This window comes from Agrobacterium sp. CFBP 3001, from assembly GCF_027871605.1.
In the GTDB taxonomy this organism is placed as follows: domain Bacteria; phylum Pseudomonadota; class Alphaproteobacteria; order Rhizobiales; family Rhizobiaceae; genus Agrobacterium; species Agrobacterium leguminum.
Genome location: NZ_JAQAHD010000002.1, coordinates 248,225 through 268,886, shown reverse-complemented (window position 1 = coordinate 268,886; position 20,662 = coordinate 248,225). Strand labels below are relative to the sequence as shown.

Annotated in this window: 17 protein-coding genes; 11 read left to right on the top strand and 6 right to left on the bottom strand. The window is 59.2% G+C overall.

Annotation, left to right across the window (positions count from 1 at the left end):
* Positions 1-156: 156 nt before the first annotated feature.
* The 10 genes from obgE (at position 157) to PH605_RS04820 (ending at position 10,194) form a co-directional block, all read left to right on the top strand.
* Positions 157-1,227 (top strand): GTPase ObgE, encoded by a 1,071-nt coding sequence (gene obgE, locus PH605_RS04865; RefSeq protein WP_035265258.1) that lies wholly within the window; start codon positions 157-159, stop codon positions 1,225-1,227.
* On the top strand, positions 1,224-2,393 hold the full coding sequence (gene proB, locus PH605_RS04860; RefSeq protein ID WP_059759775.1) for a glutamate 5-kinase: 1,170 nt from the start codon (positions 1,224-1,226) through the stop codon (positions 2,391-2,393). The genes obgE and proB overlap by 4 nt, the downstream gene beginning before the upstream one ends.
* A complete protein-coding gene (locus PH605_RS04855) occupies positions 2,386-3,672 on the top strand; it encodes a glutamate-5-semialdehyde dehydrogenase (protein ID WP_161987773.1) in 1,287 nt (428 codons plus the stop codon). Before proB ends, PH605_RS04855 begins: the two co-directional genes overlap by 8 nt.
* A gap of 42 nt (positions 3,673-3,714) precedes the next feature.
* Positions 3,715-4,299 (top strand): nicotinate-nucleotide adenylyltransferase, encoded by a 585-nt coding sequence (locus PH605_RS04850; RefSeq protein ID WP_142844482.1) that lies wholly within the window; start codon positions 3,715-3,717, stop codon positions 4,297-4,299.
* Positions 4,300-4,412: 113 nt separating this feature from the next.
* Positions 4,413-4,856, top strand: coding sequence for a ribosome silencing factor (rsfS, locus tag PH605_RS04845; RefSeq protein ID WP_161987795.1), 444 nt, complete (start codon positions 4,413-4,415; stop codon positions 4,854-4,856).
* A gap of 159 nt (positions 4,857-5,015) precedes the next feature.
* Positions 5,016-5,498 carry a 23S rRNA (pseudouridine(1915)-N(3))-methyltransferase RlmH gene (gene rlmH, locus PH605_RS04840; RefSeq protein WP_035265250.1) on the top strand — a complete coding sequence of 161 codons (483 nt, stop codon included), beginning with the start codon at positions 5,016-5,018 and terminating at the stop codon, positions 5,496-5,498.
* Between the two features lie 159 nt (positions 5,499-5,657).
* Entirely contained in the window at positions 5,658-7,055 is a 1,398-nt protein-coding gene (locus tag PH605_RS04835; protein WP_080857110.1) for a murein hydrolase activator EnvC family protein, read from the top strand.
* Positions 7,045-8,373 carry a S41 family peptidase gene (locus PH605_RS04830; RefSeq protein ID WP_065656868.1) on the top strand — a complete coding sequence of 443 codons (1,329 nt, stop codon included), beginning with the start codon at positions 7,045-7,047 and terminating at the stop codon, positions 8,371-8,373. Before PH605_RS04835 ends, PH605_RS04830 begins: the two co-directional genes overlap by 11 nt.
* A 62-nt stretch (positions 8,374-8,435) precedes the next feature.
* Positions 8,436-9,635, top strand: coding sequence for a divergent polysaccharide deacetylase family protein (locus PH605_RS04825; RefSeq protein WP_142844428.1), 1,200 nt, complete (start codon positions 8,436-8,438; stop codon positions 9,633-9,635).
* A 46-nt stretch (positions 9,636-9,681) separates the two neighbouring features.
* A complete protein-coding gene (locus tag PH605_RS04820; RefSeq protein ID WP_020811992.1) occupies positions 9,682-10,194 on the top strand; it encodes an RNA pyrophosphohydrolase in 513 nt (170 codons plus the stop codon).
* 42 nt (positions 10,195-10,236) lie between these two features.
* Here the strand turns inward: PH605_RS04820 and bfr are convergent, their stop codons facing one another.
* The 4 genes from bfr to PH605_RS04800 form a co-directional block, all read right to left on the bottom strand.
* A complete protein-coding gene (gene bfr / locus PH605_RS04815) occupies positions 10,237-10,722 on the bottom strand; it encodes a bacterioferritin (RefSeq protein WP_003520274.1) in 486 nt (161 codons plus the stop codon).
* A complete protein-coding gene (locus tag PH605_RS04810; protein ID WP_003505234.1) occupies positions 10,688-10,999 on the bottom strand; it encodes a (2Fe-2S)-binding protein in 312 nt (103 codons plus the stop codon). The genes bfr and PH605_RS04810 overlap by 35 nt, the downstream gene beginning before the upstream one ends.
* Positions 11,000-11,266: 267 nt before the next feature.
* Positions 11,267-11,992 carry an acetoacetyl-CoA reductase gene (gene phbB / locus PH605_RS04805; RefSeq protein WP_003520276.1) on the bottom strand — a complete coding sequence of 242 codons (726 nt, stop codon included), beginning with the start codon at positions 11,990-11,992 and terminating at the stop codon, positions 11,267-11,269.
* A 171-nt stretch (positions 11,993-12,163) separates the two neighbouring features.
* Positions 12,164-13,345 (bottom strand): acetyl-CoA C-acetyltransferase, encoded by a 1,182-nt coding sequence (locus PH605_RS04800; protein WP_142844427.1) that lies wholly within the window; start codon positions 13,343-13,345, stop codon positions 12,164-12,166.
* Positions 13,346-13,588: 243 nt separating this feature from the next.
* Between PH605_RS04800 and phaR the strand changes: the two genes are divergently transcribed.
* Entirely contained in the window at positions 13,589-14,164 is a 576-nt protein-coding gene (phaR, locus tag PH605_RS04795) for a polyhydroxyalkanoate synthesis repressor PhaR (RefSeq protein WP_003520279.1), read from the top strand.
* 56 nt (positions 14,165-14,220) lie between these two features.
* Here phaR and PH605_RS04790 read toward each other — a convergent pair whose 3' ends face one another.
* The gene (locus PH605_RS04790) at positions 14,221-15,597 is read right to left on the bottom strand and encodes an MFS transporter (protein ID WP_142844426.1); all 1,377 of its coding nucleotides are present in this window, start codon (positions 15,595-15,597) and stop codon (positions 14,221-14,223) included.
* Positions 15,598-15,703: 106 nt separating this feature from the next.
* A complete protein-coding gene (locus PH605_RS04785) occupies positions 15,704-20,464 on the bottom strand; it encodes an NAD-glutamate dehydrogenase (RefSeq protein ID WP_142844425.1) in 4,761 nt (1,586 codons plus the stop codon).
* Between the last annotated feature and the right edge of the window lie 198 nt (positions 20,465-20,662).

The following is a 20,662-nucleotide window of genomic DNA, read 5'->3' as shown; positions in this document are numbered from 1 at the left end:
GGCCGGTTTGTCCCAAACCGGCCTTGTCTCACGCATGGGCTTCCCGCACGATAGTCTTTGACCTTGCGGAGAAGCGCTTGTATTCGAAACGACGATATTTTTGTTCGACGCAATGGCAAGATTGTTGTGTCCGCAAACCGACAGAACGGCAGTCCGATGAAATTTCTCGATGAAGCAAAAGTCTATATCAAGTCCGGTGACGGTGGCGCGGGCGCCGTTTCCTTCCGGCGCGAAAAATTCATCGAATTCGGCGGTCCTGACGGTGGCGATGGCGGACGCGGCGGCGATGTCTGGGTTGAGGTGGTCAACGGCCTCAACACGCTGATCGATTTCCGTTTCCAGCAGCATTTCAAGGCCTCGATCGGACAGCACGGCATGGGCAAGACCCGCACCGGCGCCAAGGGCTCGGATGTGGTGCTGAAGGTGCCCGTCGGTACACAGATCTTCGAGGAAGACAATGAGACGCTGATCGTTGACCTTACCAAGGAAGGCCAGCGTTTTCGCCTTGCCGCCGGCGGCAACGGCGGCTTCGGCAATGCCTATTTCAAGTCGTCGACCAATCAGGCGCCGACGCACGCCAATCCCGGCCTTGCAGGCGAGGAAAAAACTGTCTGGCTGCGGCTGAAGCTGATCGCTGATGCGGGTCTCGTTGGCCTTCCGAATGCGGGTAAGTCCACTTTCCTTGCGACAGTTACCCGCGCGCGACCGAAGATTGCCAACTATCCTTTCACCACGCTGCATCCGAACCTAGGCGTCGCGACAATCGATGGCCGTGAATTCGTGCTGGCCGATATTCCCGGCCTCATCGAAGGCGCGCATGAGGGTGTGGGCATCGGTGACCGTTTCCTCGGCCATGTGGAGCGTACCCGTGTGCTTCTGCATCTCGTTTCCGCGCAGGAAGAAAAGGTCGGCAAGGCCTATAAGACCGTTAAGGCCGAGCTGGACGCCTATGGCGGCGGGCTGACCGACAAGCCGGAAATCGTGGCGCTGTCGCAGATCGACGTGCTTGATGAAAAAGAGCTGAAAAAGAAAGCCAAGGAACTGGAGAAGGCCTGCGGTCGCCCGCCGCTACTTCTCTCCGCTGCCGCCCATATCGGCATGACGGAAGCACTGCGCGCCCTTCGCGATGTCATCGTCTCGGCGAGCAATGGTGGCGAAACCGCCCTGCCCGACCGGTCGATGCCGCATGAGGACAGCGAGGCCGAGGAAGAGGACGACCGTCTATGAGCCTGACGCGCAAGCCGCTGGCGAGCCATCACCGAATCGTCATCAAGATCGGGTCGGCGCTTCTGGTGGACCGGAAGACCGGTCTCAAGAAAGACTGGCTCGACGCCATCTGCGAGGATATCGCCGCGCTGAAGAAAAATGGCGCGGATGTGCAGGTTGTGTCTTCGGGCGCCATCGCGCTTGGCCGCACCGTGCTTGGCCTGCCTTCCGGTGCATTGAAGCTGGAAGAAAGCCAGGCGGCGGCGGCTGTCGGCCAGATCGCGCTGGCGCGGGCATGGTCGGAAAGCCTGTCGCGGCATGAGATCGTCGCCGGCCAGATTCTTCTGACGCTCTCCGATACCGAAGAGCGTCGCCGTTATCTCAATGCGCGCGCCACCATCAACCAGTTGCTGAAGATCGGCGCCATCCCGATCATCAATGAAAACGACACGGTTGCGACAACCGAGATCCGTTATGGCGACAATGACCGTCTGGCGGCGCGTGTGGCGACCATGACGGGCGCCGATCTTCTGGTGCTGCTTTCGGATATTGACGGGCTTTACACGGCTCCACCGCATCTCGATCCCGACGCGAAATTCCTTGAGACGATTGCCGATATTACCCCCGAAATCGAGGCCATGGCAGGCGGTGCGGCATCCGAGCTTTCACGCGGCGGTATGCGCACCAAGATCGACGCGGGCAAGATCGCGACGGCTGCCGGCTGCGGCATGATCATCGCTTCCGGCAAGACGCTTAATCCTTTGAAGGCTATTGAAAACGGCGCGCGCTCCTCATGGTTTGCGCCTTCGGGCACGCCGGTGACGGCGCGCAAGACCTGGATTGCCGGACAATTGCAGCCGGCTGGTGAAATCCATGTTGATGCTGGCGCGGAAAAGGCTCTTTATGCCGGAAAAAGCCTGCTTCCGGCGGGTGTGCGACTGGTGAAGGGCAATTTCGGCCGTGGTGACGCAATCGCCATTATCGGTGCGGAAGGCCGTGAAGTCGCTCGTGGTCTTGCGGGTTACGATGCTGAAGAGGCGCGTCTTATCATCGGTCACAAGTCCAACGAGATCGAGGCGATCCTCGGTTATGTCGGGCGGGCGGCCATGATTCATCGTGACGATCTGGTGATGACGGGCGCTGCCGTCAAAGTTAAAAATGCAAAAAAGGATGAGGTCCATGCCTGAACAGGCCGTGAAGCAGAGCCATGATATTGACGTGCTGATGATCACCATCGGCGCTCAGGCGAAAGCTGCTTCGCGACCGTTGTCCATCGCCGGTACAGACCAGAAGAACCGCGCGCTGCTTGCCATGGCCTCCGCCATCGAGGCATCCAGGGATGCGATCCTTGCCGCCAACAGGAAAGATCTGGCTGCGGCGGAAAGCGCAGGCCTTGCCGCTTCCTTCGTGGACAGGCTGACCCTCAACGATGCAAGGATCGCCGGTATTGCCGAAGGCATCCGTTCGGTTGCGGCGCTGCCCGATCCGGTAGGCGAAGTCATCGCCGCCTGGGATCGTCCGAATGGGCTGAAGATCGAGCGCGTGCGCACGCCGCTCGGCGTCATCGGCGTGATCTACGAAAGCCGCCCGAACGTGACGGCGGACGCCGGCGCATTGTGCCTGAAGGCGGGCAATGCCGTTATCCTGCGCGGCGGCTCGGATTCGCAACATTCATCGCGTGCTATCCATGCCTGCCTCGTGGAAGGTCTGAAGATAGCCGGTCTTCCCGAGCATGCCATTCAGCTGGTGCCGGTGACCGACCGCGCCGCTGTCGGCGCGCTTCTCAGCGGCCTGAACGGCACGGTTGACGTCATCGTGCCACGCGGCGGCAAAAGCCTCGTGGCGCGGGTGCAGTCGGAAGCCCGTGTGCCGGTCTTCGCGCATCTGGAAGGCATTTGTCATGTCTATATCGACAAATCGGCCGATCTCGACATGGCGAAACGTATCGTCGTCAACGCCAAGATGCGCCGCACCGGTATTTGTGGGGCGGCTGAGACGCTGCTGGTGGATGCCGCTGCCGTTTCCACCCATCTTGCGCCGCTCGTCGAAGCTTTGATCGAAGCTGGCTGCGAAGTGCGCGGTTCGCAGGCCGTTCGCGACGTGGTGGCGGGTCTCGCACCGGCAACGGAAGAGGACTGGCGCACCGAATATCTCGATGCGATCATTTCGGTCGCCGTGGTGGAGGGTATTTCAGGCGCGATCGAGCATATCGGCACCTATTCGTCCAACCACACCGAGGCGGTTATCGCCGAGGATCCCGATGTAGTCGCGCGCTTCTTCAACGAACTCGATTCGGCCATTCTCCTGCACAATGCCTCGACGCAGTTCGCGGACGGCGGCGAATTCGGCATGGGTGCTGAAATCGGCATTGCCACGGGCAAGATGCATGCGCGCGGCCCGGTCGGCGTCGAGCAGCTCACCTCGTTCAAATACCGGGTGCATGGCACCGGCCAGACACGGACCTGATATTTGCCGGCTGACAAGCGCCTCGACAGACGTTATCTCACCATGCCGCATGTGGAGCGCGGCATGGTCGTCGGCCTGTTCGGTGGTTCTTTCAATCCGCCGCATGCGGGTCACGCGCTTGTGGCCGAGATTGCGCTGCGCAGGCTCGGTCTAGACCAGCTCTGGTGGATCGTCACACCGGGCAACCCGCTGAAAAGCCGTTCGGAGCTGGCGTCTCTGGAAGATCGTATCGCCGCCTGCGAAAAGCTGGTTCACGATCCGCGCATCAAGGTGACGGCCTTCGAAAAATCACTGGGGATGAGCTATACGGCCAATACGCTCGCCAAGGTGAAGGCGAAAAATCCGCATGTCCGTTTCATCTGGATCATGGGAGCGGACAATCTGAAAAGCTTCCATCGCTGGCAGAAATGGCGGCGGATCGCCGAGACATTTCCGATTGCCGTGATCGATCGGCCAGGCTCCACGCTCTCTTATCTCTCCTCCACCATGGCGCAGGCCTTCAGCCAGGCGCGGATCGATGAGGACGATGCCGGGGTTCTGTGGAAAAAACGCGCGCCTGCCTGGGTTTTCATTCACGGTCCGCGCTCGACGCTCAGCTCCACGGCGCTGCGCAACGGTCGTAAATGACGCCTTCGATCACAAATGATGTATGTGCCGGGTGTCGATGGGTCCATATCTTGAAAAGTTAATGCTTTGATGCCACCTTTATTGTGTGACGCAGAGAATCGCGTCGCCAGTACCTGTTTTGTCATTCTTGGAAAGGAAAACCTCTGACAACAGTACACGCCAAGGGAAGAGCATTTGTTGCTATCCCGAAGGGCCAGGACAGTGGCGCCGATGCCGCCGGCCATGCCCTCGAAACCGTCCTCGCGAGCCTCGAGGACTCCAAGGCTGAAGATATCGTCTCTCTCAACATTGCCGGAAAATCGGCGCTTGCGGACTACATGGTCGTGGTCTCCGGGCGGTCGAACAGGCATGTTTCGGCGATTTGCGAGCATCTTCTCAAGGACATGAAGGATGAAGGGTTCGGAAACGCCCGCGTCGAAGGTCTCGAGACCGGAGACTGGGTGCTGATCGATACCGGCGACATCATCGTTCACGTGTTCCGACCGGAAATCCGCGCCTTCTACAACATTGAAAAAATGTGGGCGACGCCGGACATCCCGGAAGAGACGCTGCATTGATGCGGTGAGCCTTTGAGCGAGTGCATCGCTTTTGCCGAAGATCATATCTGACTTCGGAAACGGTGCCTCTGGCCGGAAATCAGACCGGCCGCATAGGAATCCGCGGGCTATGCTGTTAAGAGCGTGACCCTGTTGGGTCACGACGAATGCAGGTTTGCGATGCGGATTTCAATTTTTGCGGTGGGACGGCTGAAATCCGGCCCCGAAAAGGATCTTGCGGCCCGTTATATCGAGCGCTTGGCAAAGACCGGCCCGGCGATCGGGCTGGAGTTTTCGCGGGTGATCGAGGTTGCCGAAAGCCGCGCTTCCAATGCGGAGACCCGCAAGCGCGAAGAAGCCGCGATGCTGGAAAAACATTTGGCGGATGGTGCTGCCCTCGTGCTGCTGGACGAGCGCGGAAAGGCGCTGGACAGTCCTGCCTTTGCTTCATTCTTTGGCGATTTACGCGATAGCGGCAAGCGAGACCTCGTGATCGCCATAGGCGGAGCCGATGGGCTCGATCCCGCGCTCTACGACAAGGCGACGGCCGTTCTCAATCTCGGCAAGCTGACATGGCCGCATCAGATCGTTCGTATCCTGATCGCAGAGCAGCTTTACCGTGCCGTCACGATCCTCTCCGGTCATCCCTATCATCGCGTTTGATCGGGTTTCGATTCGGAGAATTGTCTCAATTTCAACATGAAGCTTCGCGACACCGCTGACAGCGCACGGCTTTGGCAGCGGCCTTTCCAGGGCCTCTTGGAAGATCGCAGCAAAATCCCTAATATCGGCGCTTCTGCTTCGGCATCAAAGAAAGTTCACATGGACAACAGGCCTCAACGAAAACGGCACGCTGCCCTTGCGGGCGCGGTTATTGCTGCTTTCGTCATGGGGATCGGTCCGACCTATTCGCGCGACGATGCGGGCGCCGTTCCCGCCGCAGGCGATGATTCGTCGCCGGATGCGCTGCAGACGCTGGAGAAGCGCCGCGACCAGAACCGGCAGGATCTGGAGGAGCTGGTCGACAGCATCGGTCTTTCGGAAGACAAGACAAGGAAGCTTGAGGAAAGCATCGCCTCCCTCAATCAGGATAGCGCCCGCATCCGGGAAGAGCTGATCGCATCGGCTGCCCGGCGCAAGGCGCTGGAAACCAAGATCAGCGACGGTGAGGATCGACTGGCCAAGCTTTCGGTGCGCGAGGATGGCGTCAAGGCGTCGCTGCGGGAAAGACGCGGCGTGCTGGCGGAGGTTCTGGCGGCGTTGCAGCGCATGGGCCGAAACCCGCCCCCCGCCCTTCTCGTCTCGCCGGAGGATGCGCTGGCGTCCGTGCGAAGCGCCATTCTTCTCGGCGCCGTCGTGCCCGGCATTCGCGGTGAAACCGACAAGCTGGTTGCCGCTCTCAAAGAATTGACCGATCTGAGACAGGCAATCGCTCGCGAAAAGGACGATCTTACGGGTATGATGACGGCAAGTCTGGAAGAGGAAAAACGCCTCGACCTGCTGATTGCCGAAAATGACCGCAAGAACACCCAGACGGCGGCGGAGCTGGAGGCGGAACGCAAGCGATCTGAGGAGCTTGCAAGCAAGGCGACGAGCCTCGAGGGGCTGGTCAGTTCGCTTGAAGGCGAGATTACCTCGGTGCGGGAGGCTATGGAAAAGGCGCGGGCGGAAGAGCAGCGTCTGGCCCGTCTTTCGGAGGCGGAACGCGAAAAGGAGCGGGCCGCGGCCGAGGCTGGAATGCCCGATAAAAACCGTATTGCGCCCGCATATCCCTTCGCGAGTTTGAAGGGAAAGCTGGAGCTGCCGGTTACCGGCGAAGTGTTGCGGCGCTTCGGCGATGCGGACGGAACGGGCCACTTTTCCAAGGGAATTGTCGTCGCGAGCGGACCGGAAGCCATCGTGACGGCGCCTGCAGACGGCTTCGTGGTGTTTGCCGGAGATTTTCGCAGTTATGGCCGGATGATCATCCTCAATACGGGTGATGGATATCATGTGGTGATGACGGGCATGGACAATGTGAGGACGCGGCAGGGAATGTTCGTGTTCTCCGGAGAGCCCATCGCCTCCATGGGTGCAAAAAGAGTAGCGAGTGCAGCAGCATTGGCGCTGGAAACCGACAGGCCAACGCTCTACATTGAGTTCAGGAAAGATGGTGTACCGGTTGATTCTCAACCGTGGTGGACCGCAAAAAATACCGGAAGGGCGCACAATGATTCGTAAGGTTTCGCTTCTCCTTATCGGTGGGCTTATGGGCGCCACGGCGATGAGCGTGATTTATTCGGCGAGCATGCCGGCACAGGCGGCCGGGCCTTCGACCTATAAGGAACTGTCGATCTTTGGCGATGTGTTCGAGCGCGTGCGCGCACAATATGTGACGCCGCCGGATGATGAGAAGCTGGTGGAAAACGCCATCAACGGCATGCTGAGCTCGCTCGATCCGCATTCGAGCTTCATGAATGCCAAGGATGCCAACGACATGCGCACCCAGACCAAGGGTGAATTCGGCGGTCTCGGCATCGAAGTGACCATGGAGAACGAGCTCGTCAAGGTCATTACGCCGATCGACGATACACCGGCTTCCCGTGCAGGCATTCTCGCCGGCGACTTCATTTCGGAAATTGACGGTACGCCGGTTCGTGGCCTGAAGCTGGAACAGGCGGTCGAAAAGATGCGCGGCGCGGTGAAAACGCCGATCAAGCTGACGATCATCCGCCAGGGCGCTGACAAGCCGCTCGAATTCACCGTCATGCGCGATGTCATTGCCGTTCGCGCGGTGAAGTCCCGCGTCGAGGGCGACAATGTCGGTTATTTGCGCGTCATCTCCTTTACCGAGAAGACCTATGACGATCTCGAAAAGGCGATCAAGAAGATCAAGGCGGATGTGCCGGCCGACAAGCTGAAGGGTTATGTGCTCGACCTTCGCCTCAATCCGGGCGGTCTGCTCGATCAGGCGATCAATGTCTCCGACGCCTTCCTCGAGCGTGGCGAGGTTGTTTCGACCCGTGGCCGTAACCCCGACGAGACCCGCCGCTTCAACGCGACGGCTGGCGATCTGACCGATGGCAAGCCGGTAATCGTGCTCGTCAACGGCGGTTCGGCTTCGGCTTCGGAAATCGTTGCCGGCGCCCTGCAGGATCTGCGCCGTGCGACCGTGGTCGGCACGCGTTCCTTCGGCAAGGGTTCGGTCCAGACGATCATTCCGCTCGGCGAGGCGGGTGCGTTGCGCCTGACCACGGCGCTCTATTATACGCCGTCGGGTAAATCGATCCAGGGTACGGGCATTGAGCCTGACATCAAGGTCGAACAGCCATTGCCGCCCGAGTTGCAGGGCAAGGTGACCACCGAAGGTGAATCCGGTCTTTCCGGCCACATCAAGGGTCAGAGCGAAACCGACGAAGGTTCGGGTTCCTCCGCTTATGTTCCGCCGGAAGCCAAGGATGACATCCAGCTCAACTATGCTCTGGACCTGTTGCGCGGCGCAAAGACGGATCCGTCTTTCCCGCCGAACCCGGAAAAGGCTGTGGTCAACAAGCAGTAAGATAGTGCGCCGGTCAGCCGGCGCATTCCATCTATTGCCCAACCGTTTGGACGGATCGTTCATTGCCTTCGGACCTGCGAAAACCGCTTCTGGGTCGTCAGAAAAAAAGCGCCGGTATCAACCGGCGCTTTTCCGTCATTATGGCCCTGTCGGTGCTTGCGGTTTTCTCAATCGGCGGCCTGTCCGTCTATACGGCGCTTTCGCCCGGCAATTTGCAGAAGACGGCGAGCGGGCCGGATGCACAGCCTCAGCTTGCCGAAAAGACACCTGAAATCGCACCGGCCGATGTAACGACTCCCGGCGACGCCGCCGGTCTCCAGCCGCAAAGCGGCCGCTCCGGCGCCAATATCAATCGCGAGACAATGCCGGATGGCAATGTCGTATCGGTGTACTCTCCCCGCCCGCGCGAGGGTGACGGACCGGTGCTGATGAGCGGCCAGACCTATGGTCAGGATCCGCGGATGGCGACGCGACCCAATGAGGAACTGCTGGAAGAAACCGCGTTTGGCAAATTGCCGGTTGTCGGTGCGGACGGTTTGCGGCCGATGGAGCAATATGCGCGGCCCTGGTCTGGCGCACGCGGCACCCGGGTGGCGATCGTGGTCGGCGGGCTGGGTCTCAGCCAGACGGGATCGCAAAAAGCGATCCGGGAGCTGCCGCCGGAGGTGACGCTCGGTTTTGCCGCCAGCGGCAACAGCCTGCAGCGCTGGATGCAGGAAGCGCGCCGACAGGGACATGAAATCCTTCTGCAGATACCGCTTGAGCCTTTCGGTTACCCCGGCACCAATCCCGGCCCGGACACGCTGCTGGCGGGTGATCCCGCCAAGGTCAACATCGACCGGCTGCATCGCTCCATGGCGAAGATCACCAATTACACTGGCATCATGAATTATCTCGGCGGGCGTTTCCTTGCCGAGCAGGCGGCACTGGAGCCGGTAATGCGCGACATCGGCAAGCGTGGCCTGCTGTTTCTGGATGATGGTTCTTCGGCGCAGTCGCTGAGCGGCGGCATTGCCAAGGCGATTTCCGCGCCACAGGGTTTTGCCGATATTCTGCTCGACAGTGAAGTCACCGAAGCTGCCATTCTGCGCAAGCTGGACGAACTGGAGCGAATTGCACGGCGTAACGGTCAGGCGATCGGCGTTGCTTCGGCTTTCGATGAAAGCGTTGCCGCGATCTCCAAGTGGTCGCGCGAGGCTGGCGGGCGCGGCGTCGAGATTGTCGGTGTTTCTGCGCTTGTTTCCGGGCAGGCAGGGCAGTAAACCTTGCGTGCGGCCATTTCTGGCGCTCAGACAGTGCGGGTTTCCCATGACAATCAAAGCAGAAGATTTACCTTACCGTCCCTGTGCGGGAATTATGGTGCTGAACGCCGAGGGCCTTGTCTGGGCCGGCAGGCGCATCAAGGAAGGCAATTCCGAATATGATGGCTCACCGCATCTGTGGCAGATGCCGCAGGGCGGCATCGATGACGGTGAACGGCCTCTGACGGCCGCCATTCGCGAACTCTACGAAGAAACAGGCATGAAAACGGTGAGCCTGCTTGCGGAGGCGAGCGACTGGATTCACTATGACCTGCCACCCGAACTGATCGGTATCGGTCTCAGGGGCAAATATCGCGGGCAGGCGCAGCGCTGGTTTGCGTTCCGTTTCGAAGGCGACGAAAGCGAGATCCAGATCGATCCGCCGCCGACCGGGCACACGGCCGAATTCGACGCGTGGGACTGGAAGCCGATGGAAAGCCTGCCGGAGCTCATCGTACCGTTCAAGCGCGCCGTATACGAGCAGGTCGTGGCGGAGTTCCAGCACCTTTCCGGCAAATAAAAAAGGCGGCCAAGGCCGCCTTTTCTGTTTTGTCGCCAGTGCTTATTCCGCTTCGTTGGCGGAATCGGCGTTGAGCTGGCCGTATTTTTCCTCGCCGATCTTGCCGAGCAGTTCGAGCTGGGTTTCGAGAAAGTCGATATGGCCTTCCTCGTCGATCAGCAGTTCTTCGAAAAGCTTCATGGAGACGTAGTCTCCGGCCTCATAACAGATATCACGCGATTTCTTGTAGGAGGTGCGGGCGTCATATTCGCCGGCAAGGTCGGATTCCAGAACTTCCTTGACGTTCTGGCCGATGCGCAGGGGCGCGACGGTCTGAAGGTTGGGATGGCCTTCAAGGAAGATGATGCGTGCGACCAGCTTGTCGGCGTGCTGCATTTCCTCGATGGATTCAGCACGTTCCTTTTTGGCGAGCTTCGTGTAGCCCCAGTCTTCCAGCAAACGATAGTGGAGCCAGTACTGGTTTACCGCACCGAGTTCGAGAAAAAGGGCCTCGTTAAGCCGCTCGATGACTTTTTTGTCGCCTTTCAATGTCCGCTCTCCTGTTCTCTTCATGGAATTGCTTCAGGCGGGACATAAAATCAAAAACATCGGCCTCAGTCGAGTGGCGACGGGCATGATATTCTTCGGTGGTTTTGATGATCAGGTCGACAACGGTGGGGAAACAGCCGCAGCAGCGGCCACGTTTTTCCATGGCGTGATACACTTTTGCAGGAACGATGAGCTGCCAACAGTCCTCGTCGAGGAGCTCGTTGATGACGTCCCGGATATCGTGATCGGTGATGTAATTGCAGCTGCAAACCAGCATGATGGACTGCCTGTATGACGCAACACGTTGTTTTCGTTCTTAAACCAAAACAGGACAGCAAATGTCAAGAAAAACCTCTTAATGAGTCGCTGAGGATTTTCTAGACTCATTCTAAACTATACAAAAACTATCGTATTTTCATTAGTTTAGGCTACGTGTCATTCCAGTGTTTCATCTTCAAGTTTTTGTGCGCGGCAAGATTATTGAAGCCGAGATCACGGAAAGTTTACTGGGTTCAGGAGGCCGGGAAGTCAGGATCGACGGCCCTCAGGCGAAATATTGTCCGCCATTGGCCGTCATGGTCGAACCGGTGATGAAACCGGCCTCGTCGGAAACCAGAAACAGAACGCAGCGTGCGATTTCTTCCGGCTCACCCAACCGTCCAACGGGAATTTGCGGCACGATCCGTTCTGCCAGAACCTTCTCCGGTATAGCTCTCACCATCTCCGTGCCGATATAGCCGGGGCAGATGGCGTTAACGGTAATATTGCGGCTGGCGCCTTCCTGGGCGAGCGCCTTGGTAAACCCGATGTCGCCCGCTTTCGAGGCGGAATAATTGGCCTGTCCCGCCTGGCCTTTCTGGCCATTGATGGAGGAGATGTTGACGATGCGGCCGAAGCCGCGGTCGCGCATGCCCGGCCATACGGGGTGGGTCATGTTGAACACGCCAGTAAGGTTGGTATCGATAACCTCGCGCCATTGCTGCGGCGACATTTTATGGAACATCGCATCGCGGGTGATGCCGGCATTGTTGACGAGCACCTCGACGGGACCGAAGGTCTCTTCCACCCTGGCTATGCCATTGACGCAGGCGTCATAGTCGCGCACGTCCCACTGAAAAGCGGGGATGCCGGTTTCTTTCTGGAATGCTTCCGCCCTGTCCGTCGTGAAGGCATAATTGACGGCCACCCGGTAGCCGGCTGCCTGCAGGGCGCGGGCGATTGCGGCGCCTATGCCGCTCGTCCCGCCGGAAATCAACGCAACCCGGCTCATATCGGCCTCCATGACCTGTCATTGAAGCGCCTGCATATGCAAGGATGCTTCCATATCTTGCAGAACTTGTTCGTCGTGCTCACCGGCCACAGAAATGCGGCCAATGGGAGGCCGCTTCTACCCTATTGCGCGCTGAACCGGAATTGCTTTTTGGCAAGTCGTGCGGCGGTTTCAGAGCGCTTCGATGCACATGGCGACACCCATGCCGCCGCCGATGCAGAGCGTTGCGAGACCCTTCGACACGTTACGGCGGCGCATTTCGAAAATCAGGGTGTTGAGGACGCGCGCGCCGGAGGCGCCGATCGGATGACCGATGGCGATCGCCCCGCCATTGACGTTGACGATCGCAGGATCAAGGCCAAGTTCGCGCACCACGGCGCATGACTGGGCCGCAAAGGCTTCGTTGGCTTCCACAAGGCCAATATCACCGATCGACCAGCCGGCCTTGGCCAGCGCCTTGCGGGAGGCAGGGATGGGACCGGTGCCCATGATTTGCGGATCGACGCCTGCCGTTGCCCAAGAGGCGATACGGGCGAGCGGCCTGATGCCGCGCTTTCCTGCTTCCTGTTCCGACATCAAAAGCGTGGCGGCGGCGCCATCGTTCAGACCGGAGGCGTTGCCGGCCGTGACCGTCCCTTCCTTGTCGAAGGCGGGGCGCAGCTTGGCCATGGTTTCCAGCGAAGCTCCGGCGCGGATATGCTCATCTGTATCAATGACGATATCGGCTTTGCGGCCCTTCACCGTGAAAGCCACGATCTCATCTGCAAAACGGCCAGCGCTTTGCGCGGCTTCGGCCTTGTTTTGCGATGCGACGGCGAATTGGTCCTGCTCGTCGCGGGAAAGCTGCCATTGGCGGGCGATGTTTTCAGCGGTGATGCCCATGTGATAGCCATAAAAGGCGTCAGTAAGGCCATCTTTCAGCATGGTGTCGATCATCTTGAAATCGCCCATCTTCACGCCGCCGCGCAAATGGGCGCAGTGGGGAGCCATGGACATGGATTCCTGTCCGCCGGCAATGACGATATTTGCGTCGCCGGTCGCGATCTGCTGCATACCGAGGGCCACGGCACGCAGGCCGGAGCCGCAAAGCTGATTGAGACCGAAGGCGGTCGCTTCCTGTGGAATGCCGGCCTTCATGGCAGCCTGCCGCGCCGGGTTCTGCCCCTCGCCCGCCGTCAGGACCTGACCGAGAATGACTTCATCGATTTCGTTTGCCGCGACACCGGCACGCTCCAGCACAGCGCTGATGACGGTCGCCCCGAGTTCGTGGGCTGGCGTATTGGCGAAGTGGCCATTGAAAGAGCCGACGGCTGTGCGCGCGGCGCTGGCAATCACGATTGAAGGCAGGGTCATCAGTTTTCTCCTCACTTGCGGGCGGAGACTGGCAAAGCTTTCAATACAAGTCAAATGGCGAAAGTTGCTTTAAAAGATGTTGCTAAATCACACTAAAATCTTGCGGAAAATTGCTGCGCAAAAAACAAACTGTTGCGATGCACAAAACATTTGTCAGAGGGCTCGTTTTGCGCATACACTTTGCGCCGGGAAGAGCAAGAAGACCAAAAAACAAGAAAATACCATCATCGCGAGGAGGCGGGCATGGCGAAACACGACGGCGAAACAATCATTAAAAAATACGCTAACCGGCGGCTCTACAACACCGGCACCAGCACCTATGTGACGCTCGATGATCTGGCGCAGATGGTCAAGCGCGGCGAGGACTTCAAGGTTCAGGATGCCAAGTCTTCCGAAGACATCACGCATGCGGTGCTGACGCAGATCATCGTCGAACAGGAGGCCAAAACCGGCAATACGTTGCTGCCGACGGCGTTTCTGCGGCAATTGATCTCCTATTACGGCGACCAGATGCAGATGGTCGTGCCGACATTTCTCGAACATTCGATGAAGACCTTTTCCGATCAGCAGAGCCAGATGCAGGAACATATGGCCAAGGCTTTCGGCGATGGCTCGCTTGCCCGCAATTTTCAGGCGCCGCTGCAAATGATGGAAGAGCAGATCCGTCGTAATACGGAACTGTTCCGGCAGGCGATGCAGGGTTTCACACCTTTCGCAATGCCGCAGGCGCCCAAGGAAACCCGCAAGCCGAATGCATCCGAAATCGATGAGCTGAAGGCGCAGTTGCGCGCATTGCAGCAAAAGCTCGATCAGCTTTGATCCTGTCGGGCCGATGCCCGGTTTCAGCAAACCGCATCGGCTTTTGCTTCAGACTTTCAGCCTGCCGTTCTTTCCGGCACGCGCAGCAACAGCAGGAATCCGGATCCCAGAAATACGATGAGCGTCGCCATGCCGATATGGGCTGAGCCGCTTATTGTGGTTGCTATGGAAAACGACAGCGTCGCCATGAAGCTGGTGGCGCGTCCGGAGAGCGCATAGATACCGAAATAACGGCCCGCCTCCGCCACGGTGATGTTGCGGGCGAGATAAGATCGTGACGAGGCCTGAACGGGGCCGAAGGCAAGGCCGATCAAAACGCCATAAAGCAGATAGGCCTTTTCCGCGCCGGTGGCGAAGATGCCGCCATTATCTGCGGTCGACAATTGTAGCAGGCCGAACAGGGTGGAGTCTTTGTCCGTCGAGACGAGTCCGAGCGTCGCGAGCAGCAGGAGCGACAGGCTAATCAGAATGGTGATACGAGAACCGAGTGTCTGATCGACGCGCCCGGCCGTGAAACAGCCTGCGATGGCAACTATATTAAGCAAAATGCCAAAAAGGCCTATTTCCATAGTCTCCCAGCCGAACATTCCGGCAGCAAACGTTCCTCCGAGGATGATGAGCCCATTCACGCCATCCTGATACAGCATCCGGGCGATGAAAAATCGTAGCAGAAGCGGGCGGCTGCGCAGCTCACGCAACGTGTTGTTAAGTTCAGAAAGCCCTGAGCGGATCGCCACGCCGAAGGGCAGGCCCCTTCTCGCATCGGGCGTGAACAGGAACATTGGTAGAATGAAGACGAGATACCAGATTGCGGCAATTGGCCCGGTTACTCGCGCATCCGCACCGCTGGCGGGGTCCAGTCCTAAGAGCGGCGTAATTCCGGCCAATGTCAGCCCGGTTTTAGGGCTTGCGGCCAGAAGCGTCACCACGGCGGTCAGCACCACCATCCCGCCGAGATAACCAAGCCCCCAGGCGACATTGGAAATGCGCCCGACATTTTGCGGGTTGGTCAGCCGCGGCATCATGGAATCGTTGAAGACAATCGAGAATTCGGCCGCGATGGAAGCGAGGATAATACAGATAATCGGCAGGATGAGCGGCGATCCGGGTGTTGCGAACCACAGGAAGAAAAGACTGACGATCTTGATGGCGGCAAAAAAGGCGATCCACGGCTTGCGTGCGCCGGACTGGTCGGCGATGGAGCCGAGAATGGGGGAGAAGAGGGCGATGATGATCGACGACACCGTCGCCATGTTGCTCCAAGTTGCCTGCGCCGAAATCGGATCATCGGTAAGCCGTGCGACGAAATAGGGTCCGAAAACGAAGGTCGTGACGACCGTGAAAAACGGCTGCGCCGCCCAGTCGAACATCACCCAGCCCCAGATGCCGCGTTTGGCAACCACTGTTTCCGCATTTGGGGAAGGGACAGTCATTCATCGTCCTATCGGAAAATCGGGAAATAAAATGCGCGACGCGCGTGCATCGGTCTTGTCTGGCGCCATCCGGGGGGACCCGGATGGCGTTTTTTGAGGCTGCCGATCAGCGTGCCTGAACGATATCGCCAAGCAGCCCGGCCGCGACCGTCAGACGGGCAAGGTTGGTATCGCCGCTGTCGCTGAGCGCGCCGAGTTCGGAGACGATGCGGTTGACCCGCACGCGGTCCGCTGCGTACCAGGCCTGAACCGGATCCTTTTCTTTTGCATATTCGGTCAGCGCGGAGATGACGATCCGGCGTCTCGACGAGGAGATCTGGTCCTGGCTGCGGAGGAGAGCCAGGCTCTCGTAATGATCCGCCGGTGTGATGCGCTGGCTTGCATCCAGCAGACGCGCGACGCGGAAGGTCGACGAGACGGTGGCATAGCTTTCGGCGGCGCGGGCAAGCGTCGTACCGGCGCTTTCGGCGATGCGCATGATCTCCGGCACATAGACGAGCAGGGAAAGCGTATCGAGTTCCTCCAGAAGACCGGAGGGAACGCCGTCAATTTCCGTGACGCCGAGTTCGCGGCGATACTTCGCAGCTGCCGGCGATAGCGTCTTGATGGCGGTTTTCAGGCGCTCGATTTCGGTCGCCATGTCACCTGCGGCCGCACCGGCGCTCCCGGTTTGCAGGTAAAGCCTGCTCGCATCCGAGAAGATGCGCGTGATCGTGGCATAAAGCTCGTTCTGGACTTCACCGCCGACCTTGCCGTCAAGCGCGTCGACTTCGCTCCACAGGCGTTTGAGGCCGAAACCATCTTCGACGATCACCGCAGCCTTGACGACGTCGGCCGCCAGAAGGCCGCTCGCATCGGCAAGTTTCTGCACAAAGCCCGGGCCGCCGCGATTGACGACGGCATTGGCGAGCGCGGTGGCGACGATTTCGCGGTGCAGACGATGCGATTTGATATCGTCTGCGTAGTTCTTCTGCATCTTGGCCGGGAAATAATCGACCAGAAGATGCTGGAGATAGGGTTCGTCGGGAAGCGTGCTTGCCACCAATGCATCGAACAAGGTGAGCTTGGCATAGGAAAGGAGCACGCCGATTTCCGGCCGGGTCAGCGGTTTGCCGGTGGCGTATCTTTCGCTGAATTCGGCATTGTTCGGCAGGGTCTCGACCTTGCGGTTCAGTTGTCCGGTCGCCTCCAGCGCGCTCAGCAGGCGGCCGAGTTCTTCGCGGTTCGAAAGGCCCAGCCGCTCCGTCAGCGAGATCGCCAGCGATTGCAGGTAGTTGTTGCGCAATACCAGCTGCGCCACTTCCGGCGTCATGGAAGCGAGAAGCTGGTTGCGTTTCGGCATCGTCAGGCGACCGCTGTTAACGGCGGAGGCAAGCGCGATCTTGATGTTGACCTCGACGTCCGAGGAGTTCACACCGGCCGAGTTGTCGATGGCGTCGGAATTGCATCGGCCGCCCGAAAGCGCATAGGCGATGCGCCCCTTCTGGGTGATGCCCAGATTGGCGCCTTCGCCGATGACCTTGGCGCGCAGCTCGGTTGCGTTGACGCGGATCGGGTCGTTCGCCCTGTCACCCACCTCGGCATTGGTTTCCACCGCCGCCTTGATGTAAGTGCCGATGCCGCCGAACCACAGAAGATCGGTTGGCGCCTTCAGGATGGCCGTCATGATCTCGAAGGGCGTGGCGACGGATTTGTCGATGCCGATGGCGACCACGGCTTCCGGTGTCAGCGTCACCGATTTTTCGGAGCGCGAGATGATCATCGCGCCGGCGGAGAGGGCCGAACGATCGTAATCCTGCCAGCTGGAACGCGGCAGTTCGAAAAGCCGCTTGCGTTCGGCAAAGGACCCGTCGGTGTCGGGGTCCGGATCGATGAAAATATCGCGGTGATCGAAGGCGGCGATAAGCCTGATCTTTTCCGACAGCAGCATGCCGTTGCCGAAAACGTCGCCGGACATATCGCCCACGCCCGCCACCGTGAAGGGGGTGGTCTGGATGTCGGTGTCCATTTCACGGAAATGGCGTTTCACCGTTTCCCAGGCGCCACGGGCGGTAATACCCATCTTCTTGTGGTCGTAACCGGCCGAACCGCCCGATGCGAAGGCGTCGTCCAGCCAGAAACCGGCCTCATGGGCAAGACCGTTTGCCGTATCGGAGAAGGTTGCTGTTCCCTTGTCGGCGGCAACGACGAAATAGGGGTCGTCACCGTCGAGCCGCAGCGTGTCGGCTGGCGGCACGATGGCATCGTCGACGATATTGTCGGTGATGGACAGCAGGGTGCGGATATAGGTCTTGTAGGCCTCGCGGCCGGCATTGAAGACCTCGTCGCGGGAGCCGCCGGCCGGCAGATTCTTCGGGAAGAAGCCGCCCTTGGCGCCGACCGGAACGATCACCGCATTCTTGACCTGTTGCGCCTTGACGAGACCGAGCACTTCCGTGCGGTAATCCTGGCCGCGATCCGACCAGCGCAGACCGCCGCGCGCGACCTTGCCGAAGCGAAGATGCACGCCTTCGACCTCTGTTCCGTAGACGAAGATTTCGCGGAAGGGACGTGGGTCGGGCAGGCCGTCCAGATGTTTCGGATCGAACTTGAAGGCCAGCAGGTCACGCGGCGTGCCGTCGGCATTTTTCTGGAAGTAGTTGGTGCGCAGCGTCGCGTCGATGGCGTTGACGTAACGCCTGAGCGTGCGGTCCTCGTCGAGATTGGGAACGCCGCTCAATGCCGCTTCGATTGCCTTGTGTATTTCGGCGAGTTTCTTCAGCCGCTTCTTTTCATTGACAGACGGATCGAAGCCGGCCTTGAACAGCGCGAAAATATTGCGGGAAATCGCCGGATACTTATAGAGCGTTTCGGAAATATGCTCCTGCGAATAGACGATGCCGGTCTGGCGGAGATAACGCGCATAGGCGCGCAGCACGGAGACTTCGCGCACGGTGAGGCCGCAGGCGAGGATCAGGCGATTGAAGTTGTCATTGTCTACCTTGCCGGAGAAGGCGGCGAGGAAAGCTTCTTCGAGTTTCTGTCCATAGTGCGGCAGATCGAGCGTCGTTCCCTTGGCGACGGACAGTTCCATGTCGTGCAGCACGATGTCGCGCTTTTCGCCATCCGAAACGACGCCGATATCGAAGGTGCGTTCGCTGATGACGTTGAAACCGAGATTTTCGAGCAGCGGCACGCGGCGCGAAAGCGGCAGGTGGCCATCGCGGTGGAAAATCTTGAGCGACAGCGTTTCCGCCGACTGACCTTCCTGCTGGTAAAATTCGATGCGGACCGGTTCGCCCTTCGCGGCACCGAGAATATCCGGCATGTCGCCGATCGCTTCTTCCGGCGTGAAGGCTTCCTGATAGGCCTGATCGACCTCCAGCACCGGTGCACCCGGCTCGGAGAGGGCGACGAAATGGTCTATCCAGCGCGCCGCGATGTCGCTGACGGCGTCTTCGAGCTTGTCCTGGGCGATGCGCGGCGTCTTGCCTTCCGTTCGGCCGACAATGAAGTGGACGCGGGCGACGGCGCCTTCGGGGAAGGCGGGGTAATAGGCGGAAATATGCCCGTCATAGACCCTGCTCAGATAATCGCCGATCTTCTCGCGCACATAAGAATTATACTCCTCGCGCGGAACGAAGATGAGGGCCGAAACGAAACGGTCGAAACGGTCGATACGTGCAAGCACGCGCACGCGCGGCCGGTCGCTCAGTTCCATGATCTGCTCGACGAAGCGGATCAGAAGATCGGTTTCGATCTGGAAAAGATCGTCACGCGGATAGGCTTCCAGCGTGTTCTGCAGGATGCGCCCCGAGTGGCTGTTCGGATCGAAGCCGAAATGCCGCTCGACTTCCGCCACCTTGGCGCGCAGCAGCGGTATCTGCTTGACCGAGCGCGTATAGGCGGTGGCGGTGAAGAGGCCGACGATGCGCAGTTCGCCGATGACATTGCCGTCCTCGTCGAAGCGCTTGATGCCGATGTAATCCATATAGGCGCGGCGGTGCACGATGGATTTCACATTGGCCTTTGTGACGATGAGGAAATCCGGGCCGTCGAGGAAGGCAAGGATTTCCGGCGTCGTCGTCACGGCATTCTTGCCAAGGCGCAGCACGCGGACATCCGGATCGCTGAGGCTGCCGAGGCCGACGCCGTCACCGCGCTCGATCTTCGCGTTCTTCCCCTTGCCGGAATAGGTGTAGTCACGCATGCCGAGGAAGGTGAAATTGTCGTTGCGAAGCCAGTTGAGGAATTCGACGGCTTCTGCACGCTCGGTCTTGCGCCGTGACGAGCCGCGCTTGGACAATTCATCCAGCGCCTCGTCGAGTTTCGCCAGCATGGGCCGCCAGTCGCGATAGGCGAACTGAACCTGCGTCAGCACGAAGCGCAGTCTTTCTTCCAGCGCTGCTGCGGCTTGCGGCGTGAGCGGCGCGATATGCAGCTGGATGAGGCTGATATTTTCAGCGGGATCATCCTCGGGTTCCGCAAGACGGTAGCCTGCCTGCGCGCTTTCGTCGCGCACCAGGATCGGATGCACCGCGAGGTAAAGACCGCGATAGCTGCTGGTGACTTCGCCCATGACAGAATCGTAAAGGAAGGGCATATTGCGGCCAATAATGGTCAGGACCGTTACCGGAATATCCCGCGGCGAAACGCCCTCCACCTGGGAGATGTCGATGTACGGAGCGTCTCCGGTCCAGTGCGAAAGCGCCTCGAAACTGTGAGCGGCGCTCGCAGCCAGCATCTCAGCGGAATAATATTCTATATCGTCGGCGCTTGCCCTTCCATAAAGAATACCCGGATCAAGAAATTGGACATTTTCGGCAATTGCCTGCTGGCGCGCTTTTTCGATCTGTTTTTCGCGTTTTGGATTGTTTCTGTAGCCCATTTGACGTGGATTCCTCCAAAAATCACACTTTAATATAAAAAAGCATCGCCAATTTGCGGATTTTGCCTTTTCAGTCGAATCGGATATTGGCGTGGAATTACGAAGAGTTTAAGAGGCTTTCGTGTTTCTTCAGTTTGGAAACGAAATTTTTTTGCTCCTTTTGCCGTGAGGCCTGTCTCGAAGCATTTTGACAGTATT

Coding starts and splice junctions, on each gene's coding strand:
- obgE (WP_035265258.1), top strand. CDS start 157: ATGAAATTTCTCGATGAAGCAAAAGTCTATATCAAGTCCGGTGACGGT.
- proB (WP_059759775.1), top strand. CDS start 1,224: ATGAGCCTGACGCGCAAGCCGCTGGCGAGCCATCACCGAATCGTCATC.
- PH605_RS04855 (WP_161987773.1), top strand. CDS start 2,386: ATGCCTGAACAGGCCGTGAAGCAGAGCCATGATATTGACGTGCTGATG.
- PH605_RS04850 (WP_142844482.1), top strand. CDS start 3,715: ATGCCGCATGTGGAGCGCGGCATGGTCGTCGGCCTGTTCGGTGGTTCT.
- rlmH (WP_035265250.1), top strand. CDS start 5,016: ATGCGGATTTCAATTTTTGCGGTGGGACGGCTGAAATCCGGCCCCGAA.
- PH605_RS04835 (WP_080857110.1), top strand. CDS start 5,658: ATGGACAACAGGCCTCAACGAAAACGGCACGCTGCCCTTGCGGGCGCG.
- PH605_RS04830 (WP_065656868.1), top strand. CDS start 7,045: ATGATTCGTAAGGTTTCGCTTCTCCTTATCGGTGGGCTTATGGGCGCC.
- PH605_RS04820 (WP_020811992.1), top strand. CDS start 9,682: ATGACAATCAAAGCAGAAGATTTACCTTACCGTCCCTGTGCGGGAATT.
- PH605_RS04810 (WP_003505234.1), bottom strand. CDS start 10,999: ATGCTGGTTTGCAGCTGCAATTACATCACCGATCACGATATCCGGGAC.
- phbB (WP_003520276.1), bottom strand. CDS start 11,992: ATGAGCCGGGTTGCGTTGATTTCCGGCGGGACGAGCGGCATAGGCGCC.
- PH605_RS04800 (WP_142844427.1), bottom strand. CDS start 13,345: ATGACCCTGCCTTCAATCGTGATTGCCAGCGCCGCGCGCACAGCCGTC.
- phaR (WP_003520279.1), top strand. CDS start 13,589: ATGGCGAAACACGACGGCGAAACAATCATTAAAAAATACGCTAACCGG.
- PH605_RS04790 (WP_142844426.1), bottom strand. CDS start 15,597: ATGACTGTCCCTTCCCCAAATGCGGAAACAGTGGTTGCCAAACGCGGC.
- PH605_RS04785 (WP_142844425.1), bottom strand. CDS start 20,464: ATGGGCTACAGAAACAATCCAAAACGCGAAAAACAGATCGAAAAAGCG.